The following is a 12,061-nucleotide window of genomic DNA, read 5'->3' on the forward strand; positions in this document are numbered from 1 at the left end:
CCTACCATCCTTGTGTATACAGGCTCAAAGCCTCGGATACTCCACGGTATTGGCGAATAGGGCGGGGAGCCAATCTACATCACAAGCTCAGACCTTAAAAAACCTGTCTTCAGGATGGGACGGCTTCCCCAGTGAAGCATCATCTTACTTGCATCACAAACAAAATCTGAATATCTCTGATCATACAAGGATGGGTGGAGCGCAGCGCAACCCATCATCTCCCGAAGAACGCTGCGATGGGTTGTATTTCATTTCACCTATCCTATCTGGCTTAAGGATTCCGACCACGAATTACGTCCTCCTGAAAATCCGTACCGCTTCCTTGGCAATCTTCGATGAACCTTTTAATGGGTAACGTCTGCGCGACCGTGGTAGCACCTTGAAAACGTCTTGCGAAGAAGGCACCTTATCATTATAGTAGTTAGTATAACTACTAAAGGGTGTGTATGGAAAAAGCCGTTTCGGCAGCGGAGGCCAACCGCAAATTCTCTCTCATCCTGCGCGGCGTGCGCGAGGGGCGCAGTTATGTCGTGACGAGCCACGGGCGACCGGTTGCGCGCATCGTTCCCGCCGAGAAGCGTGAAGGCGTGGTTTCCGGCGTGCGAGCGGCGCTCCTGTCGCGTCTTGAGCGCCAGCCTGCTGTCAATGCCGGACGCTGGACGCGCGACGAGCTTTACGAAGACGAACGTTGAAGGTTGCGCTCGACACCAACATCCTTGCCTATGCGGAGGGAGTCAATGGGATCGGGAAGCGTGACCTTGCCCTCGAATTGGTGCGCAGCCTGCCGCAGGGGGCAGTCATTATCCCCGTCCAGGTGCTTGGAGAACTGTTCAACGTCCTTACGCGCAAGGCCGGAAGATCACGTGCCGATGCCCGCGAAGTTATCCTGGAGTGGCGCGATGCCTTTTCTGTTATCGAGACGACGCCCGAAGCCATGCTGGCGGCGGCGGATCTCGCAACCGACCATCATTTTGGCATCTGGGATGCGGTCATCCTCTCCGTTGCCTCGCAAGCCGGTTGCCGATTGCTTTTGTCCGAAGATCTTCAGGACGGTTTCACATGGGGCGGAGTAACGGTCGTCAACCCGATCGCGTCGCCGGGTCATGCGTTGCTGGGACGGCTATTGGGACGGGACGATGCACGGCATGGGCCTGGCGAGCAGCCGTCGCGACCCGTACCCGAATGACGTCTTGCCGCGAATAGGATAGGATGGTTGCTCTTTTTCCGATGGCTGGAGGAGACTGCCAATGAATTACGTGGAAGGCTTCGTGGCGGCGGTGCCCGCCGCCAACAAGGAGGCGTACCGCCAGCTCGCGGCGGAGGCGGCGGTCCTTTTCAAGGAATTCGGCGCCAGCCGCGTGGTTGAGTGCTGGGGTGACGACGTGCCCGACGGCAAGCTCACCGACTTTCGCGGCGCGGTGAAGGCTGAGGAGGACGAGGCCGTGGTGTTCAGCTGGATCGAATATCCCTCGAAGGAGGCTCGCGACGCCGCGAACCAGAAGATCATGGCCGACCCGCGCATGAAGGAGATGGGAGCGAGCATGCCCTTCGACGGCAAGCGCATGATCTTCGGCGGCTTCGCCCCGATACTCGATGTCTGACCCGGCGACCCTGGGTACCGCGCGGAGGGGAGGGCCATGCGCTACTGGCTGATGAAGTCGGAGCCTTCCGACGTGAGCGTGGACGACCTCGCGGCCATGCCCGGCCAGACCGTGGCATGGTACGGCGTGCGCAACTACCAGGCGCGCAACTTCATGCGCGACCAGATGCGCGTCGGCGACCAGGTCTTCTTCTACCATTCCAGCTGCAAGGAGCCCGGCATCGTGGGTATCGCCCGGGTTGCCACCCCGGCCTATCCCGACGCCACCCAGTTCGACCCTGCAAACAAGTACCACGACCCCAAGGCCACCCCGGAAACCCCGCGCTGGTTCAACGTGGACGTGCAGCTCGTCCGCAAGACCCGCCTGGTGAGCATCCGGGAGCTGCGCAGCTACCCCGAGCTGGCCAGCCTGCGTATCCTGCAGAAGGGCAGCCGCCTCTCCATTACCCCGGTGGACCCGGCGGAGTGGAAATTCATCCTCGGGATACTCTGACGTCCACGTCTCGGCTGGCGTGCTTGGCCTTCCATTCTAGGGGGCCTGATCCAGCGTCACCAGCAGCCTGACCAGCATTGCCCGGTTGGCGGTGTTCGTCTTGGCGTAGATATGGTTGAGGTGAGTCTTCAGCGTGTTCACGCTCAGCCCGCAGCACCCGCCGATTTCCTCCAGCCCTTTCCCTTCGATCACCTGCTGCGCGACGGCGACCTCCGCGCGAGTCAATCCGTATAGCGACTTCATCAGGCCAGGGTCGACCTCGGCCGGGATGGCGGTATCCGCGATGGATATAATGACGCGTGCGGCGCCATGGGCGATGTCCGAGAAGCCGTGCCGGGAAGGAAGGGGAGAGAACCGGAGCCTGAATATGGCTCTTCCCGACGGACGGGGAATCGCCACCGTGCCCGGATGGGGTGGCGTGCCGGGGCCGGCGGCAGCCCGCACCGCTTCGTCGATCGCCGCCTGCGCAGTGGAGAGCCGTGCCGCAAGATACGCCCGGCCGGATGCCCGGGTCGACGGCTGCAGGCGCAGTCCATCATTCAGCTCGAATATCCGTGCCGCCGCCCGGTTGTGGAACAGCACCTCCCCCTGCACCCCCATCAGCAGGATGCCGTGGCGCAGCCCGTTCAGCGCGGCTTCCGCATCGGCCCGCCGGCGCTCGGCGTCGCTCGCCCGGGCCGATTCCGCCAGGGCGTGCGCAAGGTGCGGCAGCAGCAGGGACGACTTCCAGCGGTCGCGCGCGTTGAATCCGGCGTCTGCCGCGTCGCGGAAGTAGGCGATCACCACGAGAGGGCCCGCCCACGGGCTGGCGGCGTGGATCGTGCTGGCCATCACATGCGGGGTGCCCACCTGGGCCAGGAATTCCCGGTACCAGTCCGGCTGGGCCGGGCTGCGGGGCGCCTCCGGTTTGGCTGCCGCAATGGCCTGGAACGGGCGCACGGTGCCATTGCGCGTCATCGGTACGATCCAGGCGTGGAGGCGGTTGCTGCGGGTGTGCCATCGATCAATCACAGCCTCGGGCAGGCCATGGCTGACGTGAACCCCGCCATTGCGGGGCGCCACCGTAGGCGTGAACAGCAGCGCCATCGGCGCCCCCAGCCATCGCGCCATGTCTGGCAGCGTGCCGCGCCAGGCGGATGGATCGCACGCCGCCTGGTGCATGCGGTCAATCAGCTCGCTGAAACCGCCGAGTTCTTTCCCTTCGTCGTCTAAAGACACAACTTCCTCCCTCTGGAAACCGCGCCGGACCGTTTCTGGTTCTTCTATTCCTTTATATGGATCAGTTTATTGATTTTGGGCTTACTCTGCAATGAACAGAAAAAGGTTATCAGAAAAACATGTGTATGGATGTGATTTTTCTCACCTGAACGGGTGATGACATAGATGACGAGGGGGAATACAGTAACTACCCGGTTTGGGGTCGATATGCATATTCATGGATGCCTGTGGTTTGGCGCGCAGAGGTCGCTTTGGAGTGGAGACCGCTGAAGAGAATGATGAAAGCGAGGAAATGAACGCATGAGAAATACCAGGTAATCATGACCATTGCTACTAACAGATTTCCGTCAGATAAGCCTGTCGCTTATGGAGCTATTCGCAAAGACCTGAAGAACGGGGATTTGCTGGTTGGTTAGGGTACGGGAATATTTTCATCCATGATTCAGCGGGCAACAGGAAGCGTATGGAGTCATGTTGCGCTTGTACTTCGGCTTGACCATATCGATCGGATCATGCTGCTGGAAAGCGTCGAGCCTTTAGGTGTGCGTACAGTAAGACTTTCCAAGTGCCTGGAGAATTATCAGAACGACGATAAGCCATACCTCGGAGGCCTAGCGATCATCCGGCATAAAAAGGCCGATGACCTGATCAACCGGAACAGAGAGAACCTCATAGAGCTTGCCCGTTATGCCGTTGATCAGTTTGGCTATCCGTACGACAGGGGTGAGATTGCAAAGATTGCCGTTCGAATCCTTACGTTCAAAGTACTCTTCACGAGGAAACAGCTGAAAAAATCAAGCCCGATCGTGAGTTCATCTGTTCGGAATATATGGCCCGTTGCTACGAGAAAATAGGGATTCCAGTCAAGTCGGGTCGGCTTGGCTTCGTTGCGCCGTCGGATTTTGTCGGCGACAAATTTCAATCTTGTGGCTGTCCTCCAGAAACCGCCCACCTGAGGTTTATCAGACATGACAATTCCAAAAAAAAGGAACTCCGGCTGGAAACTTCCTTCCCGCGTCTTTATCCTTGCTGCATTCGTTCTGGAGCTTTCCGCATGCTCCTTCGGGAAACCCTATGCGACCGGAATGGGTTCACTTGACGAGAAATCGGCTCAGACGGCCGCCCGGATCCTCTTGAGTCCGCCACAGGTATTTACCCGCGAGCGGCTGATCAACGACAGATTAAAAGAGGAAAGCTTTTTGCTGGATCAATTGGAGAAAAGCAAGGAGGAAAAACTTGGCTGGAACCTGACGCGAAACCTGGAAACGCTCTCTGCCCTGTCTGGGCAGATGTCCTTGAGCGTGAATCCTGTATCAAAGTTCAATTTCGAGAACCAGGCCCAGAAGGCAAACCTGCAACAGCAGATCGAAGTGACACAGCTTCAGGGGCAGTTGCTGAATGTCCAGAATCAACTCAAAGCCCTCCAGGCAGGCACAGGAACAGGGCCGTCCACTCCTGCGAATGCTCCCGCGACCACTGTTACGCCCGGAACCGATAACCTCAACGTCGATGGCGAGCTTTATAAGCGACTTGACAAACTGATTGAGGCTATTTCCTCAAAGGGTGTGCTTTTGGGACCAAGTACAGATCTCCCGACGGGTACGCTGGAAGACGAATTTGAGGATCGCCTCGCGCTGCGTGTTCGTATTCGTGAGGCAATCAATGCCAATTCGCTCGATGACGTCCATGACAAAGATGGCAATGTACTCTACCGTCTGCAATTTACTGCAACCATACTGCCTGGGGGGAAAAAAGGGCAGTTCGGTGTTGCCAGGTTGACCATCGAGCCTCCCAAGTTGAAGCCGAAGGATATCAAGTGGCTCTACCATACATGGCTTTCCGCGGTGACCAGCAGAATGAATCAAGAAAAAGGGGGCGATAAGAGTGCAGACGACAAAGGCCTGATCTATGAAGTACTGGGGCCGATGACGGGGTTGTACGACGTGGCAACCCTGAGGCTGCCGCTGGAGGGACAGGACAAGGAAAAGCACACCTTCAAGGTAGCGGTATATCCTGGGCATAAAAGTCATTTCGAAATCACGGACCATGAGAGACATTATGAATTGATGGTCATCCATGAAATTTTTCATAAACTTGAGAAGGAAGGTCGACTGAATGAGTGTCTCCAAAAGAAATTGGAGAACTGCTTGAAGGAAATAGAGAAATCGGATCTCTATAAGCGGATCAGCCAGGAAATCATAAAATTCCCGACGGAAATAAAGCTGAGAAATATCGATGCGATGGTCATGGAAAAATTTATTGAGCACGTATTGAAGATCGCACCATCGGTCGAGGCGGCGATTTTTGCCTTGGGAGACCGTGGTCATGTTACAGGTGATGTCCGGAGGGTAGCTCAGGAAGAGCTTTCCATATACATGAAAACCTACACGAGTGCAAAATGGATACTCGAAAAGGTAGAAGAGGGGAAAGAAACGCCTGTGCCGGGAACAACTTCCGATGCCTGTGACGCTTCGGATAAAGTGAAGGCAGAAATTCCACGCGGTTTTATGAAGGGATTGGGGCTGAATGAGGGGAAACACGGCTGCATCGAGATCAAAAGTGATTCGTGGAGGGCATATCCTTATGGCATTGATCCCGTGCTCAGAAGCCAGAGAATGTCGACACTTGCTAGTGCTGCAAATGCGCTGGATCTTGCAATGGCGGTTTCAGCGCAGGTACCCAGCATCCCCTTGAGTCTGGGGGGAAGCGCCGGTTATTCGCAATTGGCAGCGGCGCGCGTGGATGCCATGGAGCGGGTTCCACGAGTATTCGGATTTGCAGGTCCGGGGGATGACGAGGATGACTCAGACTCAGGGTGTCGGGATGGGGCGGTGTGTAAGTATGAGTTTGGGTGGATATTCGGACCAAAACTGATGCTTGATCCGAAAGGCCATAAATTGTCGCTCCGCCAGGATGCCCGGACCGAAAAGGTCAGTGTCGACATATCCGTTCCCGGATGGTGGCCTGGCGCAACTCTTAAGGTGCAAACAGCCTGGAAAGGCAGATTCGTGGGTGGTGGGGGCATCCTGAAGGGGGAAGGGGATAATGCGCATAAGGAGTATGAACTACCCATCCGCTTCAGATCGAATCTGTCTTCGTTCGATGCCCTGACGGTCAAGCTGGCCGAGGAGTTGACCGCACAAGGATTTCATCAGGCCCGGATCGATATGGTCAGGCCGGCATCCATCCCATTGTGCAAAGCTCCATCAGTCAAAGATTTAACCGTTCTCATTTACGGCATGGATTTATGGCGGAATCCACGGGTCTTCTTCGGTGGGAGGATGGTGAAAAGCGAGTCGGTTTCGGTGTTGCCCGACATGGCTGGACTTTCAGTGGTCATCGATATCTCATCCTTGCCGAGGGAGGTGCTTCTGAGGAGCGATAAGAAGGATCGTACCCTGGTGGTCTGGACTTCGCACGGCAACGCCGAGATACCGCTGGAGGTGCATGAGGGGTGCGAGAAGAATCCATCCGCTTCATCTCAAACGCATGCCCTCCAGCTTTCCAGCGGGGTCGAAACCATTGCTTCAAACGCCGAAGGTAAGGGAGACCTCCGGATTCAGATCGTTCCCGCGGTGGGGGTATCCTCTGTGGACATATCGGCCACGGGCGGTGAAATCATCAAGGCAAGTTCTTCTCCTGGCGTCTCGTCCGAGCTTGCAGGCAATTCGGTCAAGGTCGCCAATCTGGAGAAGATAAGCAAGGACAAGAAAACGATATCTGTTGATCTTGCTCTCAGAAACCTGATACCCGGCAGAACCCTGAAAATTACGGCGGCGCCCAAGGCTACGAACGAATCGAAGGTGGATCCGGTTAGCCTGAACGTTTCTGTTGTTCCCACACAGTGAAGGGCCAGTCGGCGCGAAAAATAGGAATGGTTTCTGTAAGGAAAGGGAGGAAGATAAGGTGACGGATTCGTCGAGCGGGAAAGAGAAGGGGGAAAAGCAAGAGCACGAGAAGTGGAAGGAGAACTATTGTGACGTGATCATGAAGGGTGGTATTACGAGCGGGATTGTCTACCCCAAAGCAATAGCCACACTGGCGAAGCATTATCGTTTGAAGAGCATAGGAGGAACTTCTGCGGGTGCATTGGCTGCATGCCTTGCCGCGGCGGCTGAATATCGGCGGAGTACGGGCGGTGATTATAAAGGCTACGCCGCGATCGAAGGTCTTTCGGATGAGTTGAGGTGTCCGCCAGAAGAGGCACCAAGAGCACGGATATCGACCCTGTTCGGTTTGTTCCAACCTTCCCATAAAACCGATCCGCTCTTCAAGATCCTGCAAGGCACACTCAACAAGCAAAGTGCCGCAGGCCGAATCTATGGTGCGATAAGAGCCGCATTTTCCATCTATAGAATGAGAGTGTTGGCAGGCTTCGGAATAGGTCTGGCAGTTGCAGCCGTCTTTCTGTTCCTGTCCGGATCCTTGTCTTCCTGTAGCGTTCTGGAATCCGAGAGGATCGTATTTTCGCTTCTGGTCGGGCTGGTTTCACTGGGAGGATGTGGGCTTGTGTTATGGGTGCTGGGTAAGAGCTGGCCTTCCTACTGGAAGACGCTGCTGCTCGTACCCGCAGCGGTTGCAATATATTACGTGCAGCCTGTTGCGTGCGCGGTGGCTCTATCCCCGGCATTTATCCTGGGAGCAATGCTTGCTGCCATCTGGGTGATCTATACTTTGTATCGCCTTGTCATCGAAATCATGAATGACGACGGCCTGGGTTTTGCGCTATGCACGGGCATGAGTGGAAAGGAGAAACCCGAGGGGTACGAGGGATATAAGCCGCTCACCGAGTGGCTGAATGACAAGATCCAGGAAATCTCCGGTAAAAATAGGCCTTTGACCTTCGGAGATTTGTGGGGGGCAAAAGGATTCCCAGCAGAGGCGTGGCCATATAGTGACGAGGAAAAAGAACTTATAGAGCGTGGAGAGTTGAACCCAAAATCCATAAATCTTCAGCTGGTCACTACAAACCTAACTCGCGGATGCCCTCATATGCTGCCCTCCGACGATGAGCATGAGCCCATATATTTCAACTATGATGAATTGGAACCCTTTTTTCCAAGGGTGATTCTGGATCATCTAAAGAACAACTCAAAATGTTCTTCCAATGGGTGCCATAGGTTACCACCAGCGAAGGAGCTCCCTGTCCTGTTCGCTGCGCGTCTGAGTTTGAGTTTCCCCGGGTTGCTTAGTGCAATTCCTTTGTATATGGAAAAGCCGGGTCGGGACAAGCCGGATCAACCTGGAAGGCTTGAGCGTTGCTGGTTCTCGGATGGAGGAATCACCTCCAATTTTCCAATTCATTTCTTCGACTCCTTTCTGCCCACGTGGCCAACATTCGGCTTCACCTTAGGAGAAGTGTCTCATTCACCTAAACCCGGATCAAATGAGGAATCAAGAGTAGGTGCGTGGATGCCTGAATCGAATACCGATAAAAGAGGCGAGACATGGGATGGATTCGATAACGAAAAAGGTCTGAACCGGTTTACCGGATTCTGTGATGCAATCTTCAATACAGCCCGAAACTGGAATGACAACACCTTGACACGCATGCCCGGTGTGCGCGAGCGCGTCGCCCATATCTATCTGTCCAAAGGGGAGGGCGGACTCAATCTCGATATGGATCGTGACGTAATTAAGAAGCTAGAGGAATATGGTGAAGGCGCAGCGGACGAAATCATGAGGCGCTACATATGTCGTTCTCAAACTAGTAATGGGAGTGTCATGGATTTTGATAACCATGCCTGGATACGAGTGAACACGTTCATCGATATGCTGGGACCGCGCATATTGGAGCTTCAGAGAGTACTGAAAGGAACCGGGCCAGTAGACTACGGTGCGCTGATCATAACCGGACATTGCCGCAATCAGTATCGGCTCACAATCAAGGATGTTTCGGCAATATCCACAATTATTGTAGGACTGAAAAAAATTCAAGTCAGCCCTTCAGGAACCATGATTCGTAGTAAGGATCGTCCGTTGCCAAGAGGCGAGTTACGAGGGCGGCCGCCGTTCTAATCTTGGAGATGCTCGTTCATATCAGGTCAGGAGCCAGTCATGGAGGCTCATGGGCTGGCATTTGTGGCGGATAGATGAAGTATTATCGATAAGATCTGGATACTTATTACTCGATTTAGAGTGTGAAACTCAAGTATTGAGATGTGATATTCAAACACGTGGATCGCTAGGGAAGTTTGAAGCTGATGATTCGACGGATGGAAATTCCGGATAGCTGTATAGATTCTGCTTGTATCTTTCACCAGAGGCAGGGGATCCAGAAGAATTTTCAAACATCATTGAGGGGGTCATGAATTCATGAGCAGAATATTCATGTTGATCATGGTGATGGCTCTTGGTGGCTGTATCATTCCCTATGCCAAGCCCCGGATCATTCCTTCGGATTCCCAAGTGAAAGGGATCAGCCATTTCGTGCAGTCTGATGGGAAGGAAATCGATATCATCTTGATTCATGGAATGTGTACGCACGATAAGGAATGGGTCGCCAGCACTCGCGGCAGATTGCTTGAAATGTTCCAGAGCAGCGGACACGTCGTCAGGGAAAGAAATTCGGAGTCCTCCGGGGAGTTTTCAAGGACCAGGCTGTACTCTCAATCATTTGACATAGGAGTGGATGGGAAGATACTCAACGTTCATGCAATCGTCTGGTCGGCGGAGACTTTCGATCAGAAAAAATCCCTGTGCTACGATCGAGACAAAAAGAAATTGACTGACAGAGTCCCCTTTTGCAACGGTATTCGCCAGGACGGCTACACTAGAGCCCTTGTGAACCGATATCTGAAGGATGGTCTCATCAACGACTGCCTCGTGGATGCCATTATCTACGCAGGAGAAACAGGAATTGAGATTCGCAGGCGGGTAGCGGAAGCAATCGAATACATCGCGACTTATCGGGCGAGAGACGATAAAAGTTTATCGAAACAGCAGCAGCTTACAAAAAGTGAGGACGTGCCAATATTCGTCATTTCCGAGAGCCTGGGAAGCAAGGTGCTCTTCGATACGCTGCTGCAGATGCAGGCAAGCGGGAGTGGGGAATTGGGCGATTGTGCTAACGATCGCAGTACGATGCCTGAGAATAGTACGAACATTTCCGAGCAGATCTTTACCAGGATATTTCAGGTATATATGAGTGCCAACCAGATACCCCTGCTCTCGGCTGCCGTGCTTCCAAAGGGATGCATCAGGCAAGGGGATATAACGGAAGATTCTTCCAAAAAGGCCGTTGGCCAGGACCATACCACGGTGGATTCTCTGGATGTTCTGACACAAAGACTTTACGGTAAAAGAGCGTCCCGGATAAAAACCATCATGCCGCAAGCTCCAGCTGTACCCGCGGTGGATGGTGTCATGAAAACCGTTGAACCATTGCCATCGCTACCGGTAATTGTCTTTACCGATCCAAATGATCTGTTGTCCTATCCTCTTGGGGGCAGTACTCGTCATGAAGCTGGGGGAAAGGCGTATGATTTTATTGATGTGCTTGTATCCAATGCGGTAACCTGGCTCGGGATTATCGAGTTTCCATGGAAAGCACATAGCAAGTATTTGAGTAATGAAAACATTCATAAGATCATCGTATGCGGCATCCCAGAAACCGGAAATTGCTGGAGACCGTGAGGCACGGCACGGGGTGCATGCCAATTTATAAATCTTGAGAGTTTAGTGGGCCAATAAAGCTTTTTCGACCTGTTGAATTCTTGTTCCGAGGTCTACAAATTTCTGGGTACTCACAATTTCATTGAGGTCAATTCCTGAAGATGATCTATAGGCTTCTGCGATGTCAGAGTCCTGTGAGTTAGCGGATGATTTGGTTTGTAACTCTACAATCAATTTTTTCAGCCTTTTGTTTTCTATTTCTAGCTCATTCTTGATATCTTTAACTTGTACGATAGCCGATGACAAATTAATTTTTGCGTCAGCTATTTCTATCGATACGGTGGATGATTTATAAGCAATGACGATGATACCGAAAGTGGCGCTTACCATGCAGATACTGAGGGCATGCCAAAAGGTTATGGGTATATTTGAGGTGTCCATTTCGTTCCTCCTTTAATGCATATCGGCGTCAATTCCTCGGTTTGTACGGTTTGCCGTACAAGGCTAATCAGTTGACAGCTTGCTGGATTAGAGAGAAACCCTCCCTATAAGAGTAACCTTTTCGTCTCGCCATATATCTTCCGGGCTGATGAATCCCCTGGGATTGTATGCAAACTCTTTGCCTGCGTAAGAGAAGCATTCGTAAACCAATTCGGAGCAGATGTACTCGCGGTCTCTTTCTTTCTTGCCTATTCCAAGAGTAATTCGTGCCAGGATCTTTGCGATTTCATCTTTGTCATAGGGTTGGGTCAACTCATCGATGCCGAACGTCGAGATACCTGCAACAATACCGGAAGTCACCCCTTCACAGCGAGCTATCACAATACGCCCTTTATACGGTTTTTTATCTTCATAGTCCTCGACGTATTTGGATAGGGGAGCAAAGCGAACACCCATATCTTCAACACTTTCCAATAACAATATCCTGTCAAGCGAATCAAGTCGTAATACAATTCCCACATGGCTCCAAGGGCTTTCTGTAACCTTCTGAATGGCCTTGGACACAAGATAATCTCCGGATGCGAAAAGGAGATCTCCAGACTTCAGTGTTTTCCGGAGTTCTGGATATGGGACAGCAGAAAGCTTCTTGATATCTTTGCTTTCCAGATGCATTGCCATTTCAATGCCCTCAGATG

General features: G+C 53.1%; 12 protein-coding genes. 9 read left to right on the forward strand and 3 right to left on the reverse strand.

The window, feature by feature from the left end; genetic code table 11:
* The 5 genes from BT108_RS13975 to BT108_RS07230 all read left to right on the forward strand — a co-directional run.
* Window positions 1-355: hypothetical protein (locus BT108_RS13975; protein WP_218184841.1), on the forward strand; the 355-nt coding region annotated here is incomplete at its 5' end.
* A gap of 91 nt (window positions 356-446) precedes the next feature.
* The gene (locus tag BT108_RS07215; RefSeq protein ID WP_072293870.1) at window positions 447-692 is read left to right on the forward strand and encodes a type II toxin-antitoxin system Phd/YefM family antitoxin; all 246 of its coding nucleotides are present in this window, start codon (window positions 447-449) and stop codon (window positions 690-692) included.
* Window positions 689-1,186 carry a PIN domain-containing protein gene (locus BT108_RS07220; RefSeq protein ID WP_072293871.1) on the forward strand — a complete coding sequence of 166 codons (498 nt, stop codon included), beginning with the start codon at window positions 689-691 and terminating at the stop codon, window positions 1,184-1,186. Before BT108_RS07215 ends, BT108_RS07220 begins: the two co-directional genes overlap by 4 nt.
* 61 nt (window positions 1,187-1,247) lie before the next feature.
* Complete coding sequence (locus tag BT108_RS07225; RefSeq protein ID WP_072293872.1) at window positions 1,248-1,601, forward strand: DUF1428 domain-containing protein; 354 nt, start codon at window positions 1,248-1,250, stop codon at window positions 1,599-1,601.
* Between the two features lie 36 nt (window positions 1,602-1,637).
* On the forward strand, window positions 1,638-2,093 hold the full coding sequence (locus BT108_RS07230) for an EVE domain-containing protein (RefSeq protein WP_072293873.1): 456 nt from the start codon (window positions 1,638-1,640) through the stop codon (window positions 2,091-2,093).
* Between the two features lie 36 nt (window positions 2,094-2,129).
* On the opposite strand, the gene BT108_RS07235 is transcribed toward BT108_RS07230, so the two are convergent.
* Window positions 2,130-3,311, reverse strand: coding sequence for a helix-turn-helix transcriptional regulator (locus BT108_RS07235; protein ID WP_072293874.1), 1,182 nt, complete (start codon window positions 3,309-3,311; stop codon window positions 2,130-2,132).
* A 437-nt stretch (window positions 3,312-3,748) separates the two neighbouring features.
* On the opposite strand from BT108_RS07235, the gene BT108_RS07240 reads away from it, so the two are divergent.
* From BT108_RS07240 to BT108_RS07255, 4 genes are all read left to right on the forward strand, one after another.
* A complete protein-coding gene (locus tag BT108_RS07240; RefSeq protein ID WP_072293875.1) occupies window positions 3,749-4,165 on the forward strand; it encodes a hypothetical protein in 417 nt (138 codons plus the stop codon).
* Between the two features lie 114 nt (window positions 4,166-4,279).
* Complete coding sequence (locus BT108_RS07245; protein WP_143142435.1) at window positions 4,280-7,159, forward strand: hypothetical protein; 2,880 nt, start codon at window positions 4,280-4,282, stop codon at window positions 7,157-7,159.
* A 58-nt stretch (window positions 7,160-7,217) separates the two neighbouring features.
* The gene (locus tag BT108_RS14225; protein WP_072293877.1) at window positions 7,218-9,329 is read left to right on the forward strand and encodes a patatin-like phospholipase family protein; all 2,112 of its coding nucleotides are present in this window, start codon (window positions 7,218-7,220) and stop codon (window positions 9,327-9,329) included.
* A gap of 297 nt (window positions 9,330-9,626) precedes the next feature.
* Entirely contained in the window at window positions 9,627-10,946 is a 1,320-nt protein-coding gene (locus tag BT108_RS07255) for a hypothetical protein (RefSeq protein ID WP_072293878.1), read from the forward strand.
* A gap of 42 nt (window positions 10,947-10,988) precedes the next feature.
* On the opposite strand, the gene BT108_RS13525 is transcribed toward BT108_RS07255, so the two are convergent.
* Window positions 10,989-11,366: a hypothetical protein gene (locus BT108_RS13525; protein ID WP_143142437.1), complete on the reverse strand. Its 378-nt coding sequence runs from the start codon at window positions 11,364-11,366 to the stop codon at window positions 10,989-10,991.
* Between the two features lie 87 nt (window positions 11,367-11,453).
* The gene (locus BT108_RS07260) at window positions 11,454-12,044 is read right to left on the reverse strand and encodes a YiiX/YebB-like N1pC/P60 family cysteine hydrolase (protein ID WP_083566284.1); all 591 of its coding nucleotides are present in this window, start codon (window positions 12,042-12,044) and stop codon (window positions 11,454-11,456) included.
* Window positions 12,045-12,061: the final 17 nt, after the last annotated feature.

Origin of the sequence: Nitrosovibrio sp. Nv17 (assembly GCF_900119085.1) — a bacterium.
GTDB lineage: Bacteria > Pseudomonadota > Gammaproteobacteria > Burkholderiales > Nitrosomonadaceae > Nitrosospira.